The 26079-nt window shown below is 67.6% G+C and carries 25 protein-coding genes; 13 read left to right on the top strand and 12 right to left on the bottom strand.

All coding sequences use genetic code 11. The annotated features are described in order from the left end of the window. Nucleotides 1–293 precede the first annotated feature (293 nt). Nucleotides 294–3278, top strand: a complete 2985-nt coding sequence (locus tag MU582_13795) for a bifunctional [glutamine synthetase] adenylyltransferase/[glutamine synthetase]-adenylyl-L-tyrosine phosphorylase (GenBank protein ID UPK73509.1) — start codon at nt 294–296, stop codon at nt 3276–3278. 20 nt (nt 3279–3298) lie between these two features. Here the strand turns inward: MU582_13795 and MU582_13790 are convergent, their stop codons facing one another. The 3 genes from MU582_13790 to MU582_13780 form a co-directional block, all read right to left on the bottom strand. Then, nucleotides 3299–3583, bottom strand: coding sequence for a WhiB family transcriptional regulator (locus MU582_13790; GenBank protein UPK73508.1), 285 nt, complete (start codon nt 3581–3583; stop codon nt 3299–3301). 96 nt (nt 3584–3679) lie between these two features. Then, nucleotides 3680–3895, bottom strand: a complete 216-nt coding sequence (locus tag MU582_13785; protein ID UPK73507.1) for a hypothetical protein — start codon at nt 3893–3895, stop codon at nt 3680–3682. Nucleotides 3896–3908: 13 nt separating this feature from the next. Continuing rightward, nucleotides 3909–4616: a TetR/AcrR family transcriptional regulator gene (locus MU582_13780; GenBank protein UPK73506.1), complete on the bottom strand. Its 708-nt coding sequence runs from the start codon at nt 4614–4616 to the stop codon at nt 3909–3911. A 125-nt stretch (nt 4617–4741) separates the two neighbouring features. Between MU582_13780 and MU582_13775 the strand changes: the two genes are divergently transcribed. After that, nucleotides 4742–5662 carry an NAD-dependent epimerase/dehydratase family protein gene (locus MU582_13775; protein ID UPK73505.1) on the top strand — a complete coding sequence of 307 codons (921 nt, stop codon included), beginning with the start codon at nt 4742–4744 and terminating at the stop codon, nt 5660–5662. Between the two features lie 73 nt (nt 5663–5735). Here MU582_13775 and MU582_13770 read toward each other — a convergent pair whose 3' ends face one another. Together MU582_13770 and MU582_13765 are read right to left on the bottom strand one after the other, a co-directional pair. After that, the gene (locus MU582_13770; GenBank protein UPK73504.1) at nt 5736–6872 is read right to left on the bottom strand and encodes a fatty acid desaturase; all 1137 of its coding nucleotides are present in this window, start codon (nt 6870–6872) and stop codon (nt 5736–5738) included. A 43-nt stretch (nt 6873–6915) separates the two neighbouring features. Further along, the gene (locus MU582_13765) at nt 6916–8025 is read right to left on the bottom strand and encodes a ferredoxin reductase (protein UPK73503.1); all 1110 of its coding nucleotides are present in this window, start codon (nt 8023–8025) and stop codon (nt 6916–6918) included. A gap of 149 nt (nt 8026–8174) precedes the next feature. On the opposite strand from MU582_13765, the gene MU582_13760 reads away from it, so the two are divergent. Then, nucleotides 8175–8792, top strand: coding sequence for a TetR family transcriptional regulator (locus MU582_13760; GenBank protein ID UPK73502.1), 618 nt, complete (start codon nt 8175–8177; stop codon nt 8790–8792). Nucleotides 8793–8881: 89 nt separating this feature from the next. Here the strand turns inward: MU582_13760 and ligD are convergent, their stop codons facing one another. Further along, nucleotides 8882–9757, bottom strand: coding sequence for a non-homologous end-joining DNA ligase (ligD, locus tag MU582_13755; GenBank protein UPK73501.1), 876 nt, complete (start codon nt 9755–9757; stop codon nt 8882–8884). A gap of 144 nt (nt 9758–9901) precedes the next feature. Between ligD and MU582_13750 the strand changes: the two genes are divergently transcribed. Continuing rightward, on the top strand, nt 9902–10423 hold the full coding sequence (locus MU582_13750; GenBank protein UPK73500.1) for a hypothetical protein: 522 nt from the start codon (nt 9902–9904) through the stop codon (nt 10421–10423). Here the strand turns inward: MU582_13750 and MU582_13745 are convergent. Further along, on the bottom strand, nt 10420–11028 hold the full coding sequence (locus MU582_13745) for a hypothetical protein (protein ID UPK73499.1): 609 nt from the start codon (nt 11026–11028) through the stop codon (nt 10420–10422). The genes MU582_13750 and MU582_13745 overlap by 4 nt on opposite strands. A 48-nt stretch (nt 11029–11076) precedes the next feature. On the opposite strand from MU582_13745, the gene MU582_13740 reads away from it, so the two are divergent. From MU582_13740 to MU582_13730, 3 genes are all read left to right on the top strand, one after another. Next, nucleotides 11077–12033, top strand: a complete 957-nt coding sequence (locus MU582_13740) for an oxygenase MpaB family protein (protein ID UPK73498.1) — start codon at nt 11077–11079, stop codon at nt 12031–12033. A 79-nt stretch (nt 12034–12112) separates the two neighbouring features. After that, nucleotides 12113–12670, top strand: coding sequence for a DUF1707 domain-containing protein (locus tag MU582_13735; protein ID UPK73497.1), 558 nt, complete (start codon nt 12113–12115; stop codon nt 12668–12670). 94 nt (nt 12671–12764) lie between these two features. Beyond that, a complete protein-coding gene (locus MU582_13730) occupies nt 12765–13310 on the top strand; it encodes a DUF4189 domain-containing protein (protein UPK73496.1) in 546 nt (181 codons plus the stop codon). 532 nt (nt 13311–13842) lie between these two features. Here MU582_13730 and pucD read toward each other — a convergent pair. The 4 genes from pucD to MU582_13710 are packed head-to-tail and all read right to left on the bottom strand — an operon-like array spanning nt 13843 to nt 18834. Continuing rightward, nucleotides 13843–16131: a xanthine dehydrogenase subunit D gene (pucD, locus tag MU582_13725; GenBank protein ID UPK73495.1), complete on the bottom strand. Its 2289-nt coding sequence runs from the start codon at nt 16129–16131 to the stop codon at nt 13843–13845. After that, nucleotides 16128–17495, bottom strand: a complete 1368-nt coding sequence (locus tag MU582_13720; GenBank protein ID UPK73494.1) for an 8-oxoguanine deaminase — start codon at nt 17493–17495, stop codon at nt 16128–16130. The genes pucD and MU582_13720 overlap by 4 nt, the downstream gene beginning before the upstream one ends. Next, nucleotides 17492–17965, bottom strand: coding sequence for a (2Fe-2S)-binding protein (locus MU582_13715; GenBank protein UPK73493.1), 474 nt, complete (start codon nt 17963–17965; stop codon nt 17492–17494). Before MU582_13715 ends, MU582_13720 begins: the two co-directional genes overlap by 4 nt. Further along, entirely contained in the window at nt 17965–18834 is an 870-nt protein-coding gene (locus MU582_13710) for an FAD binding domain-containing protein (protein ID UPK73492.1), read from the bottom strand. The genes MU582_13715 and MU582_13710 overlap by 1 nt, the downstream gene beginning before the upstream one ends. A gap of 106 nt (nt 18835–18940) precedes the next feature. Here MU582_13710 and MU582_13705 point away from each other — a divergent pair, with 106 nt between their 5' ends. Next, on the top strand, nt 18941–20473 hold the full coding sequence (locus MU582_13705) for a PucR family transcriptional regulator ligand-binding domain-containing protein (protein ID UPK73491.1): 1533 nt from the start codon (nt 18941–18943) through the stop codon (nt 20471–20473). A gap of 4 nt (nt 20474–20477) precedes the next feature. Here MU582_13705 and uraD read toward each other — a convergent pair whose 3' ends face one another. Beyond that, on the bottom strand, nt 20478–21026 hold the full coding sequence (uraD, locus tag MU582_13700; GenBank protein ID UPK73490.1) for a 2-oxo-4-hydroxy-4-carboxy-5-ureidoimidazoline decarboxylase: 549 nt from the start codon (nt 21024–21026) through the stop codon (nt 20478–20480). On the opposite strand from uraD, the gene MU582_13695 reads away from it, so the two are divergent. The 5 genes from MU582_13695 to alc all read left to right on the top strand — a co-directional run bounded on the left by MU582_13695 (nt 21027) and on the right by alc (nt 26053). Continuing rightward, nucleotides 21027–22259, top strand: coding sequence for an HpcH/HpaI aldolase/citrate lyase family protein (locus tag MU582_13695; protein ID UPK73489.1), 1233 nt, complete (start codon nt 21027–21029; stop codon nt 22257–22259). Nucleotides 22260–22525: 266 nt separating this feature from the next. Then, nucleotides 22526–22861: a hydroxyisourate hydrolase gene (gene uraH, locus MU582_13690; protein ID UPK73488.1), complete on the top strand. Its 336-nt coding sequence runs from the start codon at nt 22526–22528 to the stop codon at nt 22859–22861. Next, nucleotides 22861–23766: a urate oxidase gene (gene pucL, locus MU582_13685; protein UPK73487.1), complete on the top strand. Its 906-nt coding sequence runs from the start codon at nt 22861–22863 to the stop codon at nt 23764–23766. The genes uraH and pucL overlap by 1 nt, the downstream gene beginning before the upstream one ends. Next, nucleotides 23739–25109 (top strand): allantoinase AllB, encoded by a 1371-nt coding sequence (gene allB, locus MU582_13680; GenBank protein ID UPK73486.1) that lies wholly within the window; start codon nt 23739–23741, stop codon nt 25107–25109. Before pucL ends, allB begins: the two co-directional genes overlap by 28 nt. Beyond that, nucleotides 25106–26053: an allantoicase gene (gene alc, locus MU582_13675; protein ID UPK73485.1), complete on the top strand. Its 948-nt coding sequence runs from the start codon at nt 25106–25108 to the stop codon at nt 26051–26053. Before allB ends, alc begins: the two co-directional genes overlap by 4 nt. Nucleotides 26054–26079: the final 26 nt, after the last annotated feature.

Raw genomic sequence — 26079 nt, 5'->3', positions numbered from 1 at the left:
TGACTCCTTGGGCGTTCTTTCCTGACATCCACAAGAGTCGTCGCTAAGGTACGCGCCACACATCGGCAAACCGCCCTATCTTGGCGTGGCGGGCCTACCTTAGAGGTCCTACTCGCCCGCGATTCCGGTCGTCTAAGGTGCCTACGTTGCCCCGTGAAATACCACGGGCCCGTGGTATTTCACGCCGCTCGGTGGCAAACTTGCCCGGTAGAGGCGACAACTTGCCCCCGAGCGGTACGCCGGGACGGCGGTCGTACCCGCCGTACGCGCCCGACTGGGCTACGCTCCGTCCCGTGACCTCCGACTCCAGTACGCACGGCCTGTCCGCCGGCCGGCTGAGCAGACTCGGGTTCCAGGCGCCGCAGGATGCGCTCGCCAACCTCGATGAGCTCGGGGCGGGTGTCACCGAGGAACTCGTCGTCGAGTGGTCTCGTGCGGCCGACCCCGATCTGGCGGTCGGATCCCTCGTCGGCATCGCCGAGCGGTCCGACGACGATCTCGTGGCGATCCTCGCGAACGACCCCGGGCTCAACTCGCGACTGACCGCCGTGCTCGGCACCAGCAGGGCGCTCGGTGAGTACCTCATCCACCATCCGGAGCAGCTGGCCGCGCTGTCGACCGATCAGTTCTGTGAAGCTGCAGCGACGCACGCAGACTTTCGTACGGCCCTGCTGGAGGCGACCGGCACCGAGCCGACGTCGGAGCTGGTCGTCTCGGCGATGGACAGCCCGACTGCGATCGACGCGCTCCGGGTCGAGTATCACCGTCTCCTCCTGCAGCTCTGCGCACGCGACCTGATCGGCACGACGCGGTTCGAGGAGTCGAGTGGTGAGCTCGCCGATCTCGCCGCAGGTACGCTCAGCGCCGCGCTCGCGATCGCCCGCGGAGAGCTCGGCGACGACCGGGAAGCGTGCCGGATCGCGGTCATTGCGCTCGGCAAGTGCGGTGGCGGCGAGCTGAACTACATCAGCGACGTCGACGTCGTGTTCGTGTACGAGCCCACTGACGACACCGACGATGAGACGGCGTTGCGTGCGGCGAGCCGGCTCGCCGCACGGATGATGCAGATCTGCTCCCAGCACACAGGCGAGGGCACGATCTGGGAGGTCGACGCGGCGTTGCGTCCGGAGGGCAAGGCCGGACCTCTCGTACGCACCCTGCAGAGCCATGTGACGTACTACGAGCGCTGGGCGAGCACGTGGGAGTTCCAGGCGCTGCTCAAGGCGCGCCCGGTCGCCGGCGACGATGACCTCGGTCAGGCGTACATCGAAGCGATCATGCCGTTGGTCTGGCAGGCGAGCACCCGCGATCATTTCGTACGCGACGTACGCGCGATGCGCCGGCGCGTCATCGACCACATCCCGTCCGATCTGATCGAGCGCGAGCTGAAGCTCGGGCCAGGCGGCCTGCGCGATGTTGAGTTCGCGGTACAGCTGCTGCAGCTCGTGCACGGCCGGTCCGACCAGTCGCTGCGTAGCGGCAACACGCTGACCGCGTTGTACGCGCTGATCCAGGGCGGGTACGTCGGCCGCGAGGACGGCGCGGCGTTCGCCGAGGCGTACATCTTCCTGCGGCTACTGGAACATCGGATCCAGCTGTACGCGTTGCGCCGCACGCATATGATGCCGGCCGATGAGGCCGACCTTCGTCGCATCGGGCGGAGCCTCGAGATGCGCCAGAACCCCGTCACCGACGTACGCCGGGTCTGGCGCGCCAACACCCGCGAGGTGCAGCGGCTGCATCAGAAGATCTTCTACCGCCCGTTGCTCGAGACCGTTGCCGCGCTGCCGCGCGAAGGTCTCCGGCTCACCGCCGACGCAGCCGAGCAGCGACTGGTCGCGCTCGGCTACGACGACCCCAAGGGTGCGCTCACCCATCTGCAGGCGCTCACCAGAGGAGTCTCGCGGCGTGCCGCGATCCAGCGCCAGCTGTTGCCCGCGATGCTGGCGTGGTTCGCCGAGGCGCCTGACCCCGACGCCGGCCTGCTGGCGTTCCGCAAGGTCTCCGATGCGCTCGGTACGACGCCGTGGTACCTCCGCAAGCTGCGCGACGAGGGCGAGGGCGCCGAACAACTCGCGACGATCCTCGCCTCGAGTACGTACGTCACCGGGCTCATCCTTCGGGCGCCCGAGGCGGTTGCGTTGCTCGGTGAGACAGAGGATCTCGTACCTCGGACGGCCGAGCGCCTGCACAAGGAGTTCGACACCGCGGTCAGACGCTATGACAACCCGGCCGACGCGGTCCGCTCGATCCGCCGACTGCGGCGCAGAGAGCTTTCCCGCGTCGGCATCGCCGACGTACTCGGACGCCTCGAGATCGAGGCCGTCGGCAACGCGCTGACCGCGATCACCACCGCGACCATCTCGGCCGCGCTCAAGGCATGCGTTGCCGCCGCCGAGCGTGAGTACGGCGGACCGCTTCCCACCCGGATCGCGATCGTCGCGATGGGCCGGCTCGGCGGGGGCGAGGTCGGCTACGGCAGCGACGCGGATGTCATGTTCGTACATGATCCCGACCCGCAAGCCGATGCGACGCGTGCCCACGAGCTCGCGACCGGCGTGATCCAGCGCGTACGCGAACTACTGTCGGCGCCGGGCGACGATCCGGGAATCGGCCTGGACGCCGACCTGCGGCCGGAGGGGCGGCAAGGGCCGCTGCTTCGTACGCTCGCGTCGTACCGGGCTTACTACGACCGCTGGTCGGCTGTTTGGGAGGCGCAGGCGTTGCTGCGCGCCTCTCCGACGATCGGCGACGAGCAGTTGTGCGCCGACTTCCGGGTCCTGATCGATCCGCGGCGCTGGCCGGACGGCGGCGTGAGCGACGACGACGTGAGCGAGGTCCGGCGGATCAAGGCACGTGTCGACTCCGAGCGCTTGCCGCGCGGCGCCGATCCTGCGCTGCACCTCAAGCTCGGCCGCGGGGGGCTCGCGGACATCGAGTGGACGGTGCAGCTGATGCAGATGCAGCACGCGTACCGCGTCGACGGGCTGCGTACGCCTCGGACACTTCCGGCGCTGCATGCGGCACGCGAGGCCGGACTGATCGACACCGACGACACTGATGCGCTCGAGGCCGCGTGGCGCCTCGTCAGCCGCGTACGCAACGCCATCGTCTTGGTGCGGTCGAAGGCCTCGGACTCACTGCCCACTCACGCCGATGATCGTGCCGGAGTGGCATTCCTGCTCGGTTATGGCGACGAGAGCGAACGCATGATCGACGAGTACCGCCGCATCACTCGGCACGCCCGAGCCGTGGTTGAGCGAATCTTCTGGGGTTAGTACGGCGGTGTAAAAATCGTTTATACCGCCTGGCGCCGGGTCAGTAGGTTGTTGCGTTCCCCGATCGTGAGACCACCCCATACGCCGTACGGCTCGCGTACTGAAAGTGCGTGTTCGAGGCAATCATTGCGCACAGGACACCTCGCACAAAAGCTCTTCGCGACGGCTTCCCGGGCGTGTCTTCGTGGGCCACGTTCGGATTCAGGAGAAAAAAACGTTTCCGGATCTGCTTCTGTACAAGCGCCTTCGTACTGCCACTCGTACACCTCAATGAGTGGCATCGGCAATCGCGCAATGCTGGCCATGAATGGCCTCCTCCCCGCGTGATGAGGTAGCCCTGAACTTACTCAGACCTCAACGAAGGTGCAAGACCTGACGGAGAAATGATTTGGCGCGAGTACTTATTCGGAGTTTTTGTTTAGCTCCGCGTTGTCATTTTCGGCGCGCGCCGCGGCCTCTCGGATCTCGAAGATCTCGGTCGCCAGACCACCGACAGAACGGGTGATGTCGCGAACGGCGTTGACCAGAATCGACCCGACCTCGGCGGCCGTATGGGTCGCCGCCTCGGCGGACTGCTGCAGCACGTCCTTGTTGATCTCGCGTCGACTGATCGCCATGGGGCCAACGGTATCAGCGCAGACCCAGCTCGATGGTGAGTTGTCTGACGACGTGGTCGAAGTACGCGTCGTAGTCGTCGACGGCACCGACGATGTGCCCGAACAGCTCGAGCGTGAGGGTGCCGATCACGACCGACCACGCGCGCAGGAGGGCGAGCACCGAGGCGTCGTCAAGAGCGCCTTCGGAGAACTCCCGGAGGCCGGAGATCGCACCGTGCAGGCGGCGGGAGACGGGCGCCTGCGGTGCGGCCGGGTGTACGCCGGCGACGGCGGCGTCGATGATGATTCCGATCAGTACGCGGGTGACCCGTGACGCCGGAGTGACGGTGTCGACCGGTGCCGTGTAGCCCGGGACCGGACTGCCGTAGAGCAGCGCGTAGTCGTGCGGGTGCGCGATCGCCCATCCGCGTACGGCGTTGCATGCCTCTTCCCAGCGCAGCGCGTACGACGATCTGCGAGACACGCCGGCGTCCGCCTGTTCGACCGTGGCCCCGAGCTCGTCGTACGCCTCGATGATCAAGGCGGTGAGCAACTCGTCGCGTGAGGAGAAGTAGCGGTAGACCGCCGATGACGCCATACCGAGCTCGCGTGCGACTGCGCGCAACGAGAGCTGCGTCGGCCCGGTCTCGGCGAGCTGCCGGCGGGCACTGTCGAGGATCGCCCGGGTGAGCTGCTCGCGGGCGATCGCTCGGGCGGTACGAGGAGCGGACGGCGCATTCATGGCTGCCATGGTGCCCCACGATGTGAGCACTGACAAGAAAAGTGAGCAGTGCTCTTGCTTTTTCTGTCAATGCGTGTCATGCTCTGAAACGAGAGCAGTGCTCTCCCAATTCCTGAGGAGCAGAGATGACTGATAAGCACGTAATCGTGGGTGCCGGGCCCGTCGGGACCGAGCTGGCCACCTTGCTGGCCACGGCCGGCAAACAGGTGACCGTTGTGACCAGGTCCGGCCGCGGACCACAGCGCGAGGGCATCCGGCTGGTGGCCGCCGACGCGTCGGAGGTGAGCTCGCTCGTGAGCGCGGCCGACGGCGCGGCCGCGCTCTACAACTGCGCCAACCCTGGCGACTACACCAGCTGGCAGGAGGTGTGGCCGCCGCTCGCATCGTCGATTCTGGACACGGCACGCAAGACCGGCGCGGTGCTCGTGACGGCCGCGAGCCTGTACCCGTACGGGCCGGTCGAGGTGCCCATGGTCGAGGGGATGCCCGACGCTGCAACCGACAAGAAGGGCCGGTTGCGCGCCCAGATGTGGTCGGATGCGCTCGCCGCGCATCAGGCGGGTGACATCCGCGCCGTCGAGGTACGCGGATCGGACTACATGGGCGTCGGTGTCGGCCAGAACGGACACGTGTCACGGAACGTCCCCAGTGCGCTCGCCGGCAAAGTCGCACGCGTGATCGGAGACCCCGACGTTCCGCACTCCTGGACCGACGTGCTCGACATGGCACGTACGCTCGCCGCGGCCGCGGACGACGAAGATTCGTGGGGTCGGGTGTGGCATGCGCCGACGAATGCCCCGCGTACCCAGCGTGAAGCGCTCACCGATGTGCTGGCGGCCGCGGGGCGGCCGGCGGTGGCGGTCAAGCCGTTCCCGATGCGCACGATGCGGTTGGTGGGCCGGTTCAACGCGATGGTGCATGAGCTGATGGAGATGAGCTACATGTTCACCCGGCCGTACGTACTCGACTCGTCGGCCGCCGAGGAGCGGTTCGGTCTGCAGCCGACGCCGTGGGGCGAGATCTGTCGGCGTACGGCACAGGCTTGAGAGAGTTCGCGGACTTTTGGGTGTCTCAGAGCGACGAGAACACCGAAAAGTCCGCGAACTCCGCGAAGACGGATTACGCGCGCTGCTTACGCGGCGGGAGCGCGAGCTTCACGATCTTCTTCGCAACACTGCCCAGCTGCTTGGACAGCGGTCCGGTGTTGTACTTCAGGCCGTAACGCTCGCACAGCTCGCGCACCTTTTCCGCGACCTGGGGGTAACGCCGCGACGGGATGTCGGGGAAGATGTGGTGCTCGATCTGATGGCTCAGGTTGCCGGTCATCAGATGGAACAACTTGGAGCCGGAGATGTTCGCCGAGCCGAGCAGCTGGCGCAGGTACCACTGTCCGCGGGTCTCGTTCTCTGCGTCCTCCTGCTGGAAGGTCTCGACATCGGCGGGGAAATGCCCGCAGAAGATCACGCAGAACGCCCAGACATTGCGCGTGACGTTCGCGATCGCGTTCCCGGCCAGTGTCGAGAGGAAGAACGGCCCGGAAAGTGCCGGGAAGATCAGGTAGTCCTTCGCCAGCTGGCGCATGGCCTTACGCAGGGCCGGCCGGTTGCGCTCACGGAACTCGGCCCACGTCTCGTGGCCCTCCTTGGCGCGATCGACGTCGAGGTCGTGCAACATCACGCCGTACTCGAAGATGAACATCAACACGAACGCGTAAAGCGGATTGCCCAAGTAGTACGGCGTCCACTCCTGATCCTCGTCGATGCGGATCAGGCCATAGCCGATGTCGCGATCCTTGCCGTGGATATTGGTGTACGTGTGGTGCAGGAAGTTGTGCTGGTACTGCCAGTTGTGCGCAGGGTCGACGATGTCCCATTCGTACTTCTTGGAGTTCAGCGACGGATCGTTCATCCAGTCGTACTGACCGTGCATGACGTTGTGGCCGATCTCCATGTTGTCGAGGATCTTCGACAACGACAGGGATCCGACGCCCAGTAGCCACAGGGGCGGGATGAACGGGAAGTACAGCAGTCCGCGGCCCGCGACCTCGAGGCCGCGCTGCACCTTGATCACCCGGCGGATGTAGTCGGCGTCCTCCTGGCCGAGATCGTCGAGGATCTCTTGGCGCAGCTCGTCGAGTTCACGACCGAAGTCCTCGAGCTCCTCGTACGTCATGTACTCGAGGCCGATGGTGGCGCGGCGGTCGTCGTCGGCGACCAAGGGGGCCGGCGCCATGTTGTGGTCGGTAGCGAGGCTCATCTCATTGCTCCTGATGGTGGTTGGCGGTGGCGATGCCGGGGAGTCAGAGCGCCACGGAGACGTCGCCCACGGGGACGTTGTTGCAGATGGTGATCTCTTCGTCGGTGTCGGCGCGCACCTCTCCCGAGATCACATTGCGTACGGCGCCGAACTTCTTTCGAGTCGTGCATTTGTGGCAGACGCCCATCCGGCAGCCGAACTCCGGCGTCAGGCCGGCGGCCTCTGCCTGCTCGAGGATGGTGTTGCCGTCGTTGTCGACGTCGCGTCCGGTGTCGTCGAGGGTGAGAGTGCCGGTCGCGTCGGCGGCGTTGAGATCGATCTTGGGCACCTTGAAGTACTCCAGGCGGAGCTGCTCGTCGGCGCCCGCCTCGGCGTAGGTGTCACGCACGGAGGCGATCAGGCCTGCGGGGCCGCAGACGTAGGTCGGCGACTCGGTCGGATCATGGCCGAGGTGCTTGAGGTGGTCGATGGTGAAGCGGCCCTCGATGTCGCCGCCGCGGGGGTCGCGGGTGTAGACGCGCACCATGCGTACCCACGGGTGGCTCGCTTCGATCTCGTCGAGCTCGGCGGCGAAGATCTCGTCGTCGCGCGTACGCGCGTAGTGCAGGAACGTCACCGGGCGCCGGTGTCCGCCGTCGCACAGACTGCGCAGCATCGACATGACCGGGGTGATGCCGCTGCCGCCGCTCACCAGCAGCAGGTTGTCGGGCACGGTCTCGGGCAGCACGAACTCGCCCTCGGCGGGCGAGAGGTGCACGAGCATGCCCGCTCGGAGCTCGTTACGCAGGAACTGCGATACGTACCCGTCGGGGTGCACCTTGACCGTGACGCTGAAGCGCCCGTCGTCGCGGTACGCCGAACTCGAAACGGAGAAGCAGCGGACCCGGCGTTTGCCGTCGACCTCGACGCCGAACTGGACGTGCTGGCCGGGCAGGAAGTGGTCCCACGCGTCGTTCGGCTCGAGTACGACCGTGCTGGCGAGCCCGGTCTCGTGGCGTACCTCGATGACCCGGGCGCGTACCTCGTGTACGGCGAGCATCGGGTGCACGTGCTCGAGGAACCGGTCGATGGTGTGTGGCGTCGTCAGGCTGTGTACGAACGAGGACGCGAGGAAGCGCCGGGCAACTCCGCGCGTCGAGCGGGTTCGCGCCACTATGCACCTCCGACAGTGAACATTTGTACACTGAGAATAGTGCCGAGTGAATCGCCTGTGGTCAAACAGGCAGGTGGCCAATGCGAGGCGGATCACGTCGGTCACTGAGCAACGTCAGCCAGACGACGGGGATCGATATGGTGTCGGCCATGCGCAGCCGCCAGGAGCAGAAGGAGCATACGCACCGCGCGATCGTGGATGCTGCGCTCGAGCTCACCGGCGAGTACGGGTTCGGCGGCCTCAGCCTCCGCCAGGTGACGCGTGCGTCCGGCATCGTGCCGACCGCGTTCTATCGGCATTTCGCGAGCATGAACGAGCTCGGACTGGCATTGGTCGGGGAGTCGTTCGAGACCCTTCGCGCCATGATCCGCGAGGCGCGCCAGGACCCGCGTACGTACGAGGACGTCATCGCGAGATCGGCCGAGATCATCGTGCGGGTCGTCAAGGAGCGTCCCGAGCACTTCGCCTTCATCGCCCGGGAGCGGTTCGGGGGAGTGCAGGAGATTCGCGATGCGATCCGCCATGAGCTCGACCTGTTCGTGAGCGAGCTCGCCGTCGATCTCGCCCGCTTCCCGTACATCGAGGCGTGGACGCCGGCCGATGTCCAGATGGTCTCGAAGCTGTTCGTGAACAACATGGTGGGCACGGCCGAGGAGATCATCGAGGTGCCGCCGGGCAGGCCCGACCTCGAGCGGCAGGTCGCCGAGCAGGCGAAGCGCCAGATGCGGGTGATCGCCATCGGCTTCAAGGACTGGAAGTCTGTCTGACCACCCCGCTGGGCCGCACGTTTCAGCCCCAAATTCGCCCGATTCGGGGCTGAAACGTGCGGCCCAGCGGGGTGGGTGGGCAGGCGGGGCTACGTGGGCATCAGGTCGCCGTACGTGTCCAGACGGTCGGGGATCTCGGTGCGGTGCACCTGCTGGAGGTTCTCGTCGAGCTCGTCCCACGAGCGGGGAGTCGCCACCCAAGATCGCGTACGCCCGCGCAGCGAGTACGGCGTGATGGTGGTCTTCGCCGGGTTGTTCTGGCTCCAGTCCAGCAGGATCTTGCCGCCGCGCTGCGCCTTCTTCATATTCGAGACGACGAGGTCCGGATGGTCGCTCTCCAGCGAGGTCGCCAGCTCGTACGCGTAGTCGCGCAACTCCATCGGCGGTCGACGCTTCGGCAGCGGAGCGTACAGCTGCATGCCCTTGCTACCACTGGTCACCGGCACGGCGTCCAGGTCGTCGTCGGCGAGGCGCTCGCGGATCAGCTGCGCGACCTCGACGCATTCGGGCAGGCCTGCGGGCGGGCCCGGGTCGAGGTCGATGACCAGGCGGTCGGCATCGCGGATGCCATCGCGTGGCCCGATCGACCACTGCGGAGTGTGCAGCTCAAGGGCGGCAAGATTCGCGACCCAGGCGAGACCGGCGCGGTTCTCGATGATCGGGTACGTCACATGCGTACGGTCCTTACTGCTGCCCGGTGAGTCGATCTCTATGCGTCGTACCCACTCCGGAGTGCCACGAGGGAGGTTCTTCTCGAAGAACGGCTTGCTCTCGACGCCGTCCGGCCAGCGTTTGCGGGTGGCCGGACGCCCCGCCAGCTGGGGCAGGATGACGTCCGCGACCGTGAGGTAGTGCTGGATCACGTCGTACTTCGTGGTGCCGTCGTCGGGATACAGCACCTTGTCGAGGTTGCTGAGCCGCACGCGTACGCCGTCGAGCTCGAGGTGGTTGTTACCACTGGGCATGCGCAACTCTTGCACGTACGCGGTGCGGCGCGCACCGCGACGCGCGATCCCGGTCGTGGGCGTCGCGTCTCCTCGGCGTTACGGTGGACAACCGACGAAGGGAAGGGCTCGGGTATGCGTCGCCAACTCCGCACTGTGGCCGCCGTGGCGGCCGTGACTGTCCTCGCCGTCGGCTGCAGCGACGACTCCGGGTCGTCCGATGAGCCGGACAAGAGCCCGTCGACGAGCGAGTCCGCCTCGAGCGACGGCGACTCGGGCATCTCGGACGGGTCAGAGAACCCCGATGTGGCGGGCGCCGAGGCGTACGCCCGCCGATTCGTGCAGATGGTCAACCGGGCGGGCGACACGGGCGAGACCAAGGCGTTGCACGATCTCGTTGCGAAATGCTCGAGCTGCCAGCAGTACCCCGCGACGTACGACGACATCTACGACAACGGCGGATCGGTCGACGGCCAGTTCTACAAGCTGATGAACGTCGAGGCGACGATGCAGGACGACTCGACCGCACAGGCCGTCGCGAAGGTGAAAGCCGATACGTCGACCACGTTCAAGATGAGCAAGAACGCCAAGTCGCAACCATTACGCCCGGAGACCTACATCTGGACGCTCGAACTCGACCGCGGCGACAACGGCTGGGAGGTCGTCGGGATGAAGGAGAAGTTCTAGCTCCCCGGTCCGGCCCCGAGCGTCAGCACGACGTCGACGCAGTGCTGGGTGAACGCGGCGCGGTCGGCCTGCACGGAGCCCGCGAGGTACGCCATCAGCAGTCCGGACAACGCTCCGACGATGGCCACCGCGGCGAGCCCGGCGTCGCCCGACTGACTCGCGGCGGGTAGCCGAGCACGTACCAGGGCGACGAACTCCAGCGCTCGCGCGGTTCCTCGTGCGCTGAGCGCCGGCTCCGTCGTCGGCGAGAGCAGCAGTACGCGCCCGACTGTGGGCTCGTCCAACATCAGCGCGATGAATGCCTCGACGGACGCTCGGGCTGCGCGTACGTCTGAGGTTGCGGTGTCTGCCGCGGCGGCGACCGTACGCCCGGCATGGGCTGCGACCCGGTCGTACACCGCGCGTACGAACGAGTCGCGGTCGCCGAACGCCTCGTAGAAGTGGCGTTCGGTCAGTTCCGCCGCGCGGCACACGCCACGTACGGTGACGGGCCGCGCGTCGGCCGCGCCGAGCGCCGCGACGCCGGCGCTGAGAAGGGCCTCGCGCCGGGCAGCGCGCCGGTCGGCCAGCGAGGAACCAGCCCAAGATCCGGAGCCGTCGACCATTGCGTTCCTCTCGTTGACCGGTGTCGTCTGACAGCCTAGAGTGACAACGTGCGTTGTCACTCTGCCAGCAGCGATACGAGCCGGCAAGGTGCCGCATGCCCGCTCGGCCCCGAATCGCTCACCTGGCGGTACTTCGGCGACTGGCGCGGATTGCTCCATGGACTTTGGGCCGGCTCCATGCAGAACATGCATCCGGGCCTTGGCGCCGGCGTAGAGCAACACTCGCGGTTCTTCGAGGAGCGCTGGCAGCGGCTGCTGCGGTCGCTCTACCCGATCGGCGGCGTGGTCTTCGACGGCGACCGGGCCGCCGAGACGGCTGCGGAGGTACGCGCGTACCACAACGAGATCAAGGGCGTCGACAGCCAAGGGCGTCGCTACCACGCGCTCGATCCGGAGACGTTCTACTGGGCGCACGCGACGTTCTTCATGGGCACGATCGTGACGGCCGAGAACTTCATCGGCGGCATCAGCGAGGACGAGAAGCGTCGGCTCTTCGACGAGCACGTGCAGTGGTATCGCCTCTACGGCATGAGCATGCGGCCGGTTCCCGAGTCGTGGGAGGACTTCCAGACGTACTGGAAGCACATGTGCACCGACGTACTCGAAGACAACAAGGCGACCCGCGATGTTCTCGACCTGTCGACGCTCGACGTACCGCCGTTCCTGCCGTGGCTTCCCCGCGCGGTCTGGGTGCGCGTACGCCCGCTGATCGAGCGTTCCTTCGTCTGGCTGACGGTGGGCATGTACGACGATGCCGTACGCGAGTTGCTGGGGTTCGACTGGACCGAACGCGATGCGCGGCGCCACCGTCGCGTCGGCAAGGCGGTGAACGCCGCGTTCGGTCTGGTTCCTGCTCGCTACCGCAAGCATCCGCGCGCCCGCGCGGGCATGGACATGGCCGCCGGACGCCGGCCGGCCGGTGCGCCACTCGTGCAGACGCCGCGCCGCAACCTACCGCCGCCCGAACACCGCGACGACCCACGTCACTACAGCCCCGAGGTCTGACGCGGTAGCGGGGCTTCGCCCTCCACGGAACCCCGCTACCGCGCGGATCTCGGTGTCGAACGCCCGGTAGCCTCGAATCGTGAGCGACGATCGGTACCGGAGTACGCGCGTCACAGACGCTGACCGCGACCACGCCGCCGAGCGCCTGCGCCTCGCCGCGGGCAACGGGCGCCTCGATATCCAAGAACTCGAGCATCGGCTGGAGAAGCTGTACAGCGCGCACACCTACGGCGAGATCGAGCGACTCGTCAAGGACCTCCCGCTGGAGGAGTCCGGCGACGCGGTCGGGTATGCCGACACGATGGAGATCCGCCAGACGGGCGTACGAATTGTCCGTCGTGGTCGATGGCAGGCGCCGCGTCGGCTGGTCCTGACGGGCAAGTTCGGCGCGACCCGTCTCGACTTCTCGCAAGCGCTCATCGCGCACAGGGAGATCGAGATCGCGCTCGACACGGCATGGACGTCGATCCGGATCATCGTGCCGAAGGGCGCGTCGGTCGACACCGAGCGGCTCACCATGTCGGTGGGCTCGCTGAGCAACAGCGCCGGCTCAGTTGCGAAGAAGGGAGCGCCGCGGTTTCGAGTCACGGGATCGCATACGGGCGGTCGGGTACGAATCGGCTACCGCTTCGGCTGAGCACGTCGTACGTACGACGCGGACCAGTCTCGGGATACATTCGGCCGGACGCGACCCGACCGAGGCTCGCGCAGTCCGATCTCGAGGAGAGTTCATGTCATCTCTCGGACCCGCAACACGTTCACTGCTCACCGCGATCGTTGCGGCCGTTCTCACCGCGGGCCTGCTCGCGGGCGCGCCGGCATCGGGGGCGCGACCGGCCGTGACGCAGTCCAGCCCGACCACCCGAGACGTACGGCCGGACCCCGCCCGATACGCGAAGTGCTGGAAGCAGCACCGACGGTGCTTCACCGCCATCTCGCTCAACACGATCACCGGCAAGAAGACGTGGTCGATCAACAGGGCGACCAAGAAGAAGGCCGTTCGCCAAGCGCATCGACGCTGCTTGCACAACGGCCGATCGGCCGGCTGCGTGAAGGCGGGCTGGGTACGCAACGGCTGGATCGCAGTCGCGTACCGAATCGTCAACGGCCGCGCCAGGGACTGGGCCAGTGGTGTCCGCTACGGCGAGACCGCGGCGAGGAAGCGGGCCCGTAACCGGCTCGTCGGCCCGGGCAGGCGCAAGTACTGGACCTGGGCAGGTACCGATCGCGGCCGCCAATACAAGACGCGTGGCCGGGAGAGCTTCGGTCAGTGGTGACTTGCGGTTCCATACCCACTTCTACCGTGCGACTACTCGCCTGCCCGATTCGCTTCGATGTCGGCTTTCCCGCTCCTTCGGTGCGACCACCCGCCTGCCCGACTCCGGTCGCTTTCGGCTTTCCCGGCTACCTCGGCTGGGCAAAGACGCGGCGACGCGGGAGCCGCAGCTACTCGCTGGGGTTGCTCGCCGGCTTTCCCGTTTCGGCTGGCATTTGCGGGGCTGATGGGTGGTCGTTTACCAAGTAAACATGGTGAAACTCCACTTGGCATGGCAGAGATCCCGTGCAAAGTGGGAGGTTGCCGTGCTCGTTGGTACGCCAGCGACTACCGGTACGGAAGTGACACCGAAAACCGAACGTTACCCCGATCCCATATTAAAGTGATGGGAAAGCCGCCAAGCGACCGAACCGACGTGGCGCCTCCGCGCGTCGCCGCGTCTTTGCCCAGCCGCAGGAGCGGGGGAGCCGACCGCGAACGAGAACCACGGCGGCGAGTAGTCGATTGAAGTAGCCGGGAAGCCGGTGAAACCCTCAAGCCCCGGGGAGCGCCAGGTGTTCGGGCCGGATCGGCACTCGGCGTACGGGCAGGCCGGTCGCCGCGCGGATCGCTGCCGTGACGGCCGGCCCTGACGAGATCGTCGGCGGCTCGCCGACGCCGCGGACGCCGTACGGTGCATGCGGATCGGGGTTCTCCAGCAGCTCGATGCGCATCGGCGGTGTGTCGAGGATGGTCGGGATGAGGTAGTCGGTGAACGACGGGTTCACGATCTGCCCGTCGCGTACGACGATCTCCTCCATCAGGGCGAGGCCCATGCCCTGGGTTGCACCGCCCTGGATCTGGCCGAGCACGGCATCGGGGTTGACCGCGGTGCCGACATCCTGCGCCGTGTCGAGCGCAATGACCTTGACGAGACCCAGGTCGGTATCGACATCGACCACGGCACGATGCGCAGAGAACGCATATTGCACATGCGCATCGCCCTGCCCGGTCTCCGGATCGATCGGGTACGTAGGGCGATGCCGCCACTCGACAGTGTCTTCGACCGGATCGTCAAGCAGGTCTACGAGATCGGCAACCACAGAGTCACCGACAACCTTGCCGCCCTCGAGCCGCAGAGTGTCGGCCGCGGCCCCGGTCAATGCCTCGGCACGCGCCAAGACCCGGGTGCGGACCGCCTCGCAGGCAGCCTTCACCGCGCCTCCGGTGACGTAGGTCTGGCGCGATGCGGACGTTGATCCCGCTGAGCCGACGGCGGTGTCCTGTGCGTGTACGACGACGCGCTCGACGCCGAGTTCGGTGCGGCAGATCTGCTGCTGGACGGTGACGAGCCCCTGCCCGACCTCGGCGGCGGCTGTGTGCACCGTGGCCACGGGCTCGCCCGCGACTCCTTCGAGCCGGATGCGCGCCGTCGAGTAGTCGTCGAAGCCCTCGGAGTAGCCGACGTTCTTGTACGTCAGCGCGTAGCCCACGCCGCGTACGACACCCTCGCCGTGCGTGGTGTTCGCGACGCCGCCGGGCAGTGACAGCAGGTCGGGATCGTCTTCGAGTGCAGGCGGCAACGGCATCGCCGCGACACGTGAGACGAGCTCCTCGCACGGCGCCGCGGAGTCGACCAGCTGGCCGGTGATGTTGCGGTCGCCTTCGCGCATGCCGTTGAGTGCGCGTACCTCGATCGGCGACAGCCCCACACGTGCGGCGAGCTCATCCATCAGTGCCTCATGGGCGTACGCGGCTTGCACACAGCCGAATCCGCGCATCGCGCCGCAGGGCGGGTTGTTCGTGAAGACGCCGTACGCATCGACGTGCACGCTCGGAAAGCGGTACGGGCCGAGCCCGAGCGTGCCGGCGTTGCCGACCACCGCAGTCGTCGACGAGGCGTACGCTCCGCCGTCGAGCACGATCCGTGCGCGACCGTAGACCAATCGCCCTGTGTCGTCGGCGCCGAACTCGTACGAGAGCCTCGCCGGATGACGGTGAACGTGGCCGAAGAAGGACTCTTCGCGGTTGTAGACCATCTTCACGGGCTTTCCCGTGTGCATCGCGAGCAGGCAGGCGTGCACGTGCATCGAGAGGTCCTCGCGGCCGCCGAACGCACCGCCGACCCCGGCAAGGCTCAGCCGAACCTTCTCAGGGGGCAGTCCGAGTGCACCACACACCTGGCGTTGGTCGACGTGCAGCCATTGCGTCGCGACGAACAGGTCCACCCCACCGTCTTCGGCGGGGATCGCCAACCCCGATTCGGGCCCGAGAAACGCTTGGTCCTGCATGCCGACCTCGAAGTCGAGGTTCACCACGACGGGCGCGGTCGGCTCGGGTTCGCCGGTGCGCAGCTTCAGATGCCTTACTACATTGCCGTCTGGGTGCAGTCGCGGTGAGTCGGGCGACAAAGCCGCCTCGGCATCGGTGATCGGGTCGAGCACGTCGTACGAAACGACGATCGCGTCGGCCGCTCGTCGCGCAGTCTCGGGATGGTCTGCGGCGACGAGTGCCACGGCCTCACCCTGGTAGCGCACGACGTCTTCGGCCAGTACCGGCTGGTCGTCGAACTCGAGGCCGACCCGATTGTGGCCGGGCACGTCGTCGTGCGTCAGCACGGCGTACACGCCGGTCATTGCGAGTGCCGGGCCGATGTCGACCGAGGCGATGCGCGCGTACGGGTGCGGGCTGCGCAGCGTGACGCCCCACAGCATGCCGTCCATCCACAGATCGGAGCCGTACGCGAACTCGCCGGTGACCTTGAGAGTGCCGTCCGGGCGGGCGGCGCTGTCGCCGACACCTCCACGCGTACGGGGAGGAGCGGCGGTCGGTGTCGACGTCATGGCGTCTTCCGTAGGAGCTCGTGATGGACGGATTCGGCGTCGCGGGCGAGGGCGTCTTCGTCGACCGTGACGGTGCGATTCTGCTCGACCACGATCTGCCCGTCGACGACCAAGAGCTCGACCGGCGGCGCGGAGCCGAGCACGAGCGCTGCGACCGGGTCGTCGATGTCTGCGTGCGCGATCGTGTCGAGACGCCACATGGCGAGGTCGGCCAGCTTGCCGGGCTCGATCGAGCCGAGGTCGTCGGTGCGGCGGAGAATGGCGGCCCCCCCGAAGGTCGCCATCTCGAGCGCGTCGCGCACGGCGAGTGCTTGCGGCCCTCCGCGTTCGCGAGCGAAGAGCACGGCGTGCCGCAGCTCCTCGACGAGGCTGCACGCCTCGTTGCTTGCCGCACCGTCGACCCCGAGCCCGACCCGGGCGCCCGCATCGCGAAGGTCGCGTGCGCGCGCGATTCCGGCCCCGAGTCTTGCGTTGGACGACGGGCAATGAGCAACGCCGGTACGCGTACGTCCGATGCGCTCGATCTCGTCGTCGTCGAACCAGATGCCGTGTGCGTACCAGACGTCGTCGCCCGACCAGCCGAGATCCTCGACGTACTCGAGCGGTGAGCAGCCGAAACGCTCCCGGCAGTAGGCATCCTCGTCGGACGTCTCGGCGAGGTGGGTGTGCATGAGCACGCCTTTGTCGCGGGCGAGGGACGCCGACTCCTTCATCAGCACCGCGGTCACCGAGAACGGAGAGCACGGGGCGACCGCGACGCGCAACATCGAGTCCGGTGCCGGGTCGTGCCAGCGGTCGATCGCTGCCTGCGTGGCTTGCAGGATCGCGTCCGGGCTCTCGACCACGTTGTCGGGCGGCAGGCCGCCGCGGCTCGCGCCGAGGTCCATCGAACCGCGGGTGGGATGGAACCGCAGTCCGACATTGCGCGCGGCATCGACCTCCGCGGCGAACACGTCGCCGCCCTCGTCGGGGAAGACGTAGTGGTGGTCGGTGCTCGTCGTGCAGCCGGTACGCGCGAGCCAGGCGAGACCCGCCGACGCGGCGACGTTGACTGCGCGTTCGTCGATGCCCGCCCATACCGGGTACAACTCGGTCAGCCAGCCGAACAACGGGTCGTCGACCGCGTGCCCGCGCGTGACCCATTGGTAGAGGTGATGGTGGGTGTTCACGAGGCCGGGTGTGACGAGGCAGCCGGTTCCGTCGACGAGCCTTCCCTCGCGCTCCGCCTGCTCTCGTACGTCGGCGGGCGCGGGACCGGGGCCGACTGCGGTGATCCGGTTGCCGTCGATGACGACATGGCCGACGGTGTGCTCCGTGCGATCCGCATCGACCGTTGCGACGTACGCGCCCTCGATCACGATCATTGTGCGGCTCCTGAGCGGTCTGCCGCGAGATGTACGGCCTGCAGGATCTTCTCGTACCCGGTGCACCGGCAGAGGTTGCCGGCGAGCGCCTCGCGGATCTCCGGGTCGCTCGGGTCGGGCACCCGAGCGATCAGATCGTGTGCCGCGACGAGTAGGCCGGGCGTACAGAATCCGCACTGCACTGCGCCCGCATCGAGGAATGCCTGCTGGACGCCGTTGAGGTCTGTGCCATCGGCGAGGCCCTCGACCGTACGTACGTCGCGCCCCTCAGCCTGACCGGCTGCGACCAGGCAGGAGCATACGGGTACGTCGTCGAGGTAGACGGTGCATGAGCCGCATTCGCCTTGCTCACAGGCGTTCTTCGAGCCGGGTAGGCCGGCGCGCTCGCGCAGCGCGTACATCAGGCTCTCGCCTTCCCAGACGTCGTCGATCTCGACCGGCGCTCCGTTGACGTTCGTGGTGACGCGCATCAGGCGGCCTTCCGGTAGTCGGTCCACGCCCAGGTGAGCGCGCGGCGGGCCATGACGGAGACCGCATGACGCCGGTAGTCGGCGGTGCCGCGTACGTCGTCGATCGGGTCGGCAACCTGCTGGACCCGGCGCCCGAACTCGTCGACGACGGATGCGGGCAGCTCGCCGCGGGATTCCCAGAGGCGGCGCTCGGCGAGTTCGTCGGCGAGGAAGCGTTCGGCCTCGCTCGCCCGCCGCGGAGTCGGCGCCGCTGATCCGACCCCGGTGCCGACGCGTTGAGAGTCGGGGTGGAGCGCGAGACCGAAGGCCGCGACCGCGATGACCATCGCGTTGCGTGGACCGATCTTGCAGAACTGCTGCGGGCCCGATGGCACGGCGATCTCGATCTCGCGGATGAGCTCGTCCGGCTGCAAGGCGTTGCGCTTGACGCCCGTGTAGAAGTCGGCAATGCCGATCCGGCGCTCGCCGCGTATCGACTCGACGATGACGACGGTGTCGGTGGCGAGCAGCGGTGGGTGGGAGTCTCCGGCGGGGGATGCGGCGCCGAGGTTGCCGCCGACGGTGCCGCGATTGCGGATCTGCGGCGAGCCGACCGTACGCGCGGCCATCGCGAGGCCCGGTAGCCGTTTTCCGGCCTCGTCGATGATCCGCGCGTACGTGACTCCGGCACCGAGTACGACACGACCGTCGCGGTCGCTCCAACCCTGCAGCTCGGCGACCCTCGTCAGATCGAGAAGGGCAGGCGGCCGCCGGTGGTCGAAGTTGATCTCGACCATGACGTCGGTGCCCCCACAGAGCGGAACGGCTTCGGGGTCTGCCGCCTTCGCTTCGAGGGCTTCGGCCCACGTTCGTGGGCAGGTGAAATCCATGCCACCTCCTCGGTCGGACCAGTACACCGTCGGCTGACCACGCCGGGACAGGGTCACACGTACGAAACGACGGGCGCTCCGGCGTCGGCGGTTGTAGGTTTCTCCAATGCGGCTACGCGATCTGCTGGAGGTACCCGAGCTGGCGCTGCGGCTGGTCGTTTCCGACGACGAGGCGCTGGACCGACCGGTGCGCTGGACGTACTCATCGGACCTACTGGATCCACGCCGGTACCTGTTCGGCGGCGAGCTGGTGATCACCGGCCTGGTCTGGCGCCGGAGCCCGGCGGACAGCGAGGTGTTCGTCGCACATCTCGCGGAGGCGGGCGCTCTCGCGATCGCGGCGGGCACGGCGCAGTTCGGCGAGGTGCCCGCCGACGTCGTCGATGCCTGCCGGCGCCACGGCATCGCCCTGCTCGCCGTACCCGAGGAGGTTTCGTTCAGCTCGCTCACCGAGTACGTGATCGGGGCGGCCGCCGCCGAGCGAGGTGCCCGGCTGGAGGCACGGCTCGGCCGGAATCGCGATCTCCTCTCCGCGCTTGCCCGCGGCGCGAGCCTCGACGATCTGCTCGCTCGGGTCGGTGCCGAGCTACATGCGCAGTTGCGAGTGCTGACGGCCGGCGGTGCTCCGGTCGCCGGCGCTGACGCCTTGCCCGCATCGGTCGTCGACGGTCTCGTGGCCGGATACCTCGCCGCCGACCGGCTACCGGTCGAGATCGATTCGGCGTACGTCGTGCAACCCGTCGTACGTGCCCGCGGCTCGCGACTCACCTCGTGGATGCTAGTCGCGCAGGTCACTGCCGATGCCGACCGCGATCTCGTCGACGACGCACTGGACGAGCTGGCCACGATCGTGCAGGTCGAGCGGACGCGGATCGACGAGCGGCGCACGGCTGCCCGCCCACTCGCCGACGACGCGATCCGGATGATCGCCGCCGGTATGACGAACCAGCCCGAGGTCGGCGTACGGCTCGAACAAGCCGGGCTCGACCTGCGGGCCGCTGCGTACGTCGTGGTGGTGCTCGGCCTCGGCGCGACCGGCGATCCGGCGGAGTCGCGGTTGCTCGCCGAAGACGTGCTCGGCACGCTGGAGGGCGCGATCGTCGCGCAGACTCCCGAAGAGGAGACCGTCGTCGTCGTACCGGCGGCCCGGACGGGCAGCGAGCGGCCGATCGCGGCGGCGCTGGCCCGACTTGCGCCGGGGCTTGCCGGCCGCAGGCTCGCAGTCGGGATCAGCGAGGAGACGGCGATCGCGGGCCTCTCCGGGATGCTCGAGGAGGCTTTACACGCGTACCGCCTCGCCGCCGTCGGCGACGATCGGGTGAGCGTCGTCGCGGGCCGCGAGGTCGACTCCCACGTACTGCTGCTGGCGACGGTGCCGGACGAGGTGCGTCGGCTCTTCGCTCACCGGGTGCTCGGGCCTGTGCTCGCGTACGACGAGGCGCACGACGGCGAGCTCCTCACGACCCTGAACACGTTCCTGGACAGCTCGGGTTCGTGGAACCGTACGGCGCAGCGACTCCACCTGCACGTCAACACGGTGCGCTACCGGATCGCTCGGGTCGAGGCGCTCACGGGCCGCGACCTGTCCCGGCTGCCCGATCGGGTCGACGTCTTCCTGGCGCTGCGATCGCGCAGGTGACGGTTCACCGGCCGGGGACGTCCGCCTCATCCGTCGGCTCGACCAGCCGGGTCAGCCGCAGCCGGTTGATCGCCGCCAGCTCACTCAGAACGACTGCGTGCTCGTCGGCGGGTTCGTTGTCGAGCCGACTACGCAGGATCGCCAGCAGCTCCTCCGGCCTCCGGCCGCTCGCGCAGACCAGGTACACGTGGCCGAACCGCTGCTCGTACGCGAGGTTGCCGTCGCGGATCTGCGCTGCGATGTCTTCGGCGGCATCCGACATGGTCGCCTGTTCGCTGGTCGACCACGCGGCGTGCTTGCCCGCAGGCCGGTCACCGATGCGCGGATGCCCGGCGAGCGCCGCCTCCAGTGCCTCATCGTCGAGCGCCGCAACGGCTTCGTCGGAGCGCTCGTAGGCGTCATCGGCCGTCGCGTACGGCCGCCCGTCGATCATCGCGTCGACCCAGTGCGTCGTTGAGCAGACAGCGTGTAGCACCGGGCGCAGATCGTCGGCCGGTGTCGAGTTCAGCCGGTCGAGGTCCATTCGTACAACCATCGCACTAGTCTCCATCATGTGACCGACCATCTCGACCGGCTCGCCGCCGAGCTCGACTCGCGTCTTGCGATCGACGACCGCGACTACGCGGTGCGCTTTCCAGGGCACAGCGGTGGGCGGCAGCCGGTGCACACCGTCTACGTGCCCGCCGATCGGGTCCACGCCGGGCTCGTCGCGGAGTGGAGCGAACGCTCCATCTCCAAGCTGACGCACCATGCTCCGCACCGCTCGGTTCTGGCCGGGGCGCTGGATCTCGACCCCGACCTCGTTGCGTACGAGCGGGTTGTCGAGAAGCTCACGCATGAGCCGATCGAGGACCTTCGCATCGACTTCGAGGACGGCTACGGCACCTATCCCGACGAGGTCGAGGACGACCAGGTACGAAGTGCGGCTCACGCGTTGCGAACCATGCTCGACGCGCATACGGCGCCGCCGTATGCCGGCATCCGCTTCAAGAGCTTCGAGGCGGCGACGCGATATCGCGGACTCCGCACGCTCGACCTGTTCGTACGCGAGCTCGGGTCCGTACCCGACGGCTTCCGAGTCACGCTTCCCAAGGTCACATCGGTCGCCCAGGTCGAGGCGATGGTGTACGCATCCGAGTCGATCGAGAACGCGTACGGGCTGAACGACGGAGCGTTGCGGTTCGAGATCCAGGTGGAGACCCCGCAGGCCGTGCTCGGGCCCGACGGGCGTGCCTTGGTGGCGCCGATGATCCATGCGGCCCGGGGTCGTTGCGTCGGCCTGCATTACGGCACGTACGACTACTCGGCATCGCTCGATATAGCCGCAGCAGAGCAGAGCATGGACCATCCCGCTGCCGACCATGCCAAAGCGGTCATGCAGGTGGCCGCCGCGCAGACTGGGGTCGCGATCTCCGACGGATCGACCAACATTCTGCCCGTCGGCGACACCGACGCGATCCGCGCGGCCTGGCGGCTGCATTCCCGGCTGGTACGAAGGTCTCTGTCCCGTGGGATCTACCAGGGCTGGGATCTCGACCCGAGCCAGCTGCCCAGCCGGTACGCGGCGGTGTACGCGTACTTCGCCGCCGATCTGCCCGGGGCGCTGCATCGCCTCCGCGCGTACGCCGGCGACGACTCCTCGGCCTATCTCGACGAACCGGCGACCGCGGCGGCTCTCGCCGGATATGTGTTGCGTGCGCTCGACTGCGGTGCGACGTCCGCCGAGGACGTACGGCGTCGATGCGCACTGGATCGCGAGCAGCTGGAAGCCCTGGCTCGCCGGTAGACGCCGCTGACAGCGGATAGTCAGTCGGTTGTTAGTGGCCCTCTGCATGATCGCCCCGTCGGCACAACCGTGCCGTTTCAACAGGGAAGGGGCGTCAGCATGAATCCACGGCTTGCATCGTCGAGGGGTACGCGGGGTGCATCGGCAGCGGTTACCTCCGGCGATATCGACTGGAGCATTCTGCCGGTTCAACGGTAGGCCGCTCGGTCGGCCCGATGGGGCGTAGCCTGTCCGGCACTGGACACGCGAGACCCAGGGAGCCGCCGATGAGCGCGATCACGACGCATGTTCTCGACACTGCAGCGGGGATACCCGCCGCCGGAGTGCCCGTGCGGCTCGATCGGCTCGACGGTGCCGCGCCGACGACGCTCGGCGAGGGGCGCACCGACGCCGACGGTCGCGTCGCGGACCTTGGCCCTGACCGCGCCGAGACAGGTACGTACCGAATCCTCTTCGACACCGCCGCGTACTTCGCGACCTCCGCCGCCGACGGTTTCTACCCGGAGGTGGTGATCTCGTTCGCTGTTCGAGATCCCGAACAGCATTACCACGTGCCGCTGCTGTTGAGCCCGTTCGGCTACTCGACGTACAGGGGTAGCTGATGGGTATCTCACTCGGGCCCAACCAGTACGGCAAAGCGGAGAGTCGCGTCGTACGCGTGTACCGCGACGGCGCGCGGCACTCCATCCGCGACCTCAACGTGTCGACGGCACTGCGCGGAGACTTCACCGCGGCTCATGTCGGCGGTGACCAGGCAGGTGTGCTGCCGACCGATACGCAGAAAAACACCGCGTTCGCGTTCGCCAAGTCGAAGGGTGTCGGAGCGATCGAGGAGTACGCACGGATTCTCGCCGAGCACTTCGTCGACCAGGTGCCGAAGGCAACCGGAGCACGGGTCGAGGTCGAGGAGTACGCCTGGCGGCGCATCGACGTCGACGGCCGCGGACACGATCACGCGTTCGTACGCTCGGGCGAATCGGTACGCAACACGATCGTCAACGTCGAAGGTAGAGGCGATGATCGGCGTACGTGGGTCGTCTCCGGCCTCAGCGACTTGGTGATCGCGAAGACGACCGGGTCGGAGTTCCGCGGCTTTTTGAAGGACGAGTACACGACGCTCGCCGAGACCGACGACCGCATCCTCGCGACCTCGCTCGTCGCACGGTGGCGCTACGCAGACACCAACGTCGATTGGGATCTGACCCATTCGGCGATCGTGCATGATCTGCTCGAGGTGTTCGCCGTGCGGCATAGCCGTGCACTGCAGCAGAGCCTGTACGACATGGGCGAAGCAGTGCTCGAGCGGCATCCGGAGGTCGCGGAGATCCGCTTCTCAGCACCCAACAAGCATCATTTCGCCGTCGACCTGACGCCGTTCGGAGAAGACAACCCGGGTGAGGTCTTCATCGCCGCCGACCGTCCGTACGGACTGATCGAGGCGAGTGTGATCCGCGACGATGCGCCGGACCCGGGCAGTGCGTGGCATTCGACACCGGGCTTCTGCTGATGCCGTACGACGTGGTGTTCCACGCGCCGCGGGCAGTGCTGCCTGACGGAGAGCGTGCGGCAGCAGTAGCCGTACGTGGCGGTCAGATCGCCGCAGTTGAGCCGGTCGACGCCGACCTCGACGCCGACCGGCAGGTACGCCTCGGTGACGACGAGGTGTTGATGCCCGGGCTGGTCGACACCCACGTACACGTCAACGAGCCCGGGCGTACCGAGTGGGAAGGGTTCCGGTCAGCGACCCGCGCCGCGGCGGCCGGGGGAGTGACGACGCTCGTCGACATGCCCCTGAACAGCATCCCGCCTGCCTGTGACTCAGATGCTCTGCAAATAAAGCGATCTGCGGCCGAAGGCCAGTGCTTCGTCGACGTCGGGTTCTGGGGCGGCGCGATACCGGGCAACGAGTCGGCGCTCGCCGGCCTGGCTGCCGACGGGGTGTTCGGCTTCAAAGGATTTCTACTCGACTCGGGTGTCGCGGAGTTTCCGCCGCTCGGGCTAGGCGACCTCGAATGCGCCATGCGCGAGGTCGCAGCTGTCGGTTCGGTGCTGCTCATACACGCGGAAGACGCCGCGTTGATTTCGCCCGCTTCGGGCGGTCGCGCGTACGCAGACTTCCTTGCCTCGCGGCCCGACGAGGCAGAGGTGCGCGCGATCGAGCACGTCGTAGAAGCCGCTGCGCGTACGGGCGCGCGTACGCACATCGTGCACGTTTCGAGCGCGCAGACCCTCGAGACCATCAAGCGGGCAAAGGAGTCCGGCGTCGACCTCAGCGCCGAGACCTGTCCGCACTACCTGTCACTCAGCGCCGAGGCGGTGCCCGACGGTGCCACGGAGTACAAGTGCTGCCCGCCGGTTCGCGACAGCGATAACGCCGAGAGGCTGTGGGAGTTACTGCGATCGGGCGTACTCGACTTCGTCGTGTCGGACCACTCACCGTCAACGCCCGACCTCAAATGCCTGGACACCGGCGACTTCGGTGCGGCATGGGGCGGGATCGCCTCTGTTCAACTGGGTTTGTCGATCACCTGGACACAGGCACGCCGCCGTGGGCACACGCGTGTCGATGTCGCTCGGTGGATGGCGGAGCGTCCCGCGAGCCGCTTCGGTGTGCCGCGTAAGGGTCGGATCGAGCCGGGATTCGACGCGGACCTGTGCGTCTTCGCTCCCGACGCGGAGTTCGTCGTCGATGCAGGGCGGTTGCATCATCGGCATCCGGTCACGCCGTACGACGGTGCGACGCTTGCTGGCGTGGTTCGCGGTACGTGGCTGCGCGGTGAGCACATCACGCCGCACGTCAATGAGGACCGCGACCCGTCTGGTCGCCTGATCGCCAGAGGAGACGGATGACCGCCGACTTCACGAACCAGCCGGATCTCGCTGCTCGTACGCTCGGCGCGGGCGTCGTGTACGCGAACGACGAACTGTTCGCCGATCGGGAGAACCTCATCAAGCCCGGCGACGCGGTATTCGACCCGAGCCGGTTCGGCAACAAGGGCAAGCTCTACGACGGCTGGGAGACTCGCCGGCGCCGTGAGCCTGGCAGCGATCACGCCGTCGTCCGGTTGGGTGTGCCGGGCGTCGTGCGAGGGGTCGTCGTCGACACCGCATGGTTCAAAGGAAACTTCCCGCCGTACGTCAGCATCGAGGCGACCAGCGTCGATGGGCATCCGTCGCCGGACGAGCTACGCGCTGCCGACTGGGTGAGTCTCGTCGACAAGACGAGCGCTGAAGGCGATGCCAAGAACTCTTACCCTGTTGACGATGCGCGACGCTACACGCACGTACGACTGACCATCTATCCCGACGGGGGAGTAGCCAGGCTGCGCGTACACGGCGAACCGACTCCCGACCCGCGTCTGCTCGAACCCACGGTCGACCTGGCGGCCGCCGACCTCGGTGGCCGCGTCGTCGACTGCTCGGACGCCTTCTACGGCTCGGCGTCCAACCTGCTCCGGCCCGACCGTGCCCGACACATGGGCGAGGGCTGGGAGAACGCCCGACGCCGCGACGACGGCAACGACTTCGTGACCGTACGCCTCGCCGCTCGGGGAGTCGTACGTCGTGCCGAGCTCGACACGTCGTACTTCGTCGGTAATGCGCCCGGTTGGGCAAGTCTGAGCGGACGAGACGGTGACAGCGACTGGTTCGAGCTGCTGCCGCGTACCGGGCTGCAGCCCGACACCCCGCATCGCTTCTGGCTCGACGGCGCCGCCCCAGCGACCCACGTACGCCTCGACGTCTACCCCGACGGCGGCCTGGCCCGCCTCCGGCTCCACGGCCACGCCACCTAGTTGGCCGCACCAACCCCGCTGGGCCG

The sequence above is a fragment of the Nocardioidaceae bacterium SCSIO 66511 genome (assembly GCA_023100825.1).
GTDB lineage: Bacteria > Actinomycetota > Actinomycetes > Propionibacteriales > Nocardioidaceae > Solicola.
This window is presented reverse-complemented; position numbering and strand designations above follow the sequence as displayed.

Bases quoted from the DNA above. Each gene is read 5' to 3' on its own strand.
- MU582_13770 (UPK73504.1), bottom strand. From the start codon at position 6,872: ATGAGCCTCGCTACCGACCACAACATGGCGCCGGCCCCCTTGGTCGCC.
- MU582_13775 (UPK73505.1), top strand. From the start codon at position 4,742: ATGACTGATAAGCACGTAATCGTGGGTGCCGGGCCCGTCGGGACCGAG.
- alc (UPK73485.1), top strand. From the start codon at position 25,106: ATGACCGCCGACTTCACGAACCAGCCGGATCTCGCTGCTCGTACGCTC.
- pucL (UPK73487.1), top strand. From the start codon at position 22,861: ATGGGTATCTCACTCGGGCCCAACCAGTACGGCAAAGCGGAGAGTCGC.
- MU582_13780 (UPK73506.1), bottom strand. From the start codon at position 4,616: ATGAATGCGCCGTCCGCTCCTCGTACCGCCCGAGCGATCGCCCGCGAG.
- uraH (UPK73488.1), top strand. From the start codon at position 22,526: ATGAGCGCGATCACGACGCATGTTCTCGACACTGCAGCGGGGATACCC.
- MU582_13790 (UPK73508.1), bottom strand. From the start codon at position 3,583: ATGGCCAGCATTGCGCGATTGCCGATGCCACTCATTGAGGTGTACGAG.
- ligD (UPK73501.1), bottom strand. From the start codon at position 9,757: ATGCCCAGTGGTAACAACCACCTCGAGCTCGACGGCGTACGCGTGCGG.
- MU582_13760 (UPK73502.1), top strand. From the start codon at position 8,175: ATGCGCAGCCGCCAGGAGCAGAAGGAGCATACGCACCGCGCGATCGTG.
- MU582_13720 (UPK73494.1), bottom strand. From the start codon at position 17,495: ATGATCGTGATCGAGGGCGCGTACGTCGCAACGGTCGATGCGGATCGC.
- MU582_13745 (UPK73499.1), bottom strand. From the start codon at position 11,028: ATGGTCGACGGCTCCGGATCTTGGGCTGGTTCCTCGCTGGCCGACCGG.
- pucD (UPK73495.1), bottom strand. From the start codon at position 16,131: ATGACGTCGACACCGACCGCCGCTCCTCCCCGTACGCGTGGAGGTGTC.
- MU582_13730 (UPK73496.1), top strand. From the start codon at position 12,765: ATGTCATCTCTCGGACCCGCAACACGTTCACTGCTCACCGCGATCGTT.
- MU582_13710 (UPK73492.1), bottom strand. From the start codon at position 18,834: ATGGATTTCACCTGCCCACGAACGTGGGCCGAAGCCCTCGAAGCGAAG.
- MU582_13715 (UPK73493.1), bottom strand. From the start codon at position 17,965: ATGCGCGTCACCACGAACGTCAACGGAGCGCCGGTCGAGATCGACGAC.
- MU582_13705 (UPK73491.1), top strand. From the start codon at position 18,941: ATGCGGCTACGCGATCTGCTGGAGGTACCCGAGCTGGCGCTGCGGCTG.
- MU582_13785 (UPK73507.1), bottom strand. From the start codon at position 3,895: ATGGCGATCAGTCGACGCGAGATCAACAAGGACGTGCTGCAGCAGTCC.
- uraD (UPK73490.1), bottom strand. From the start codon at position 21,026: ATGATGGAGACTAGTGCGATGGTTGTACGAATGGACCTCGACCGGCTG.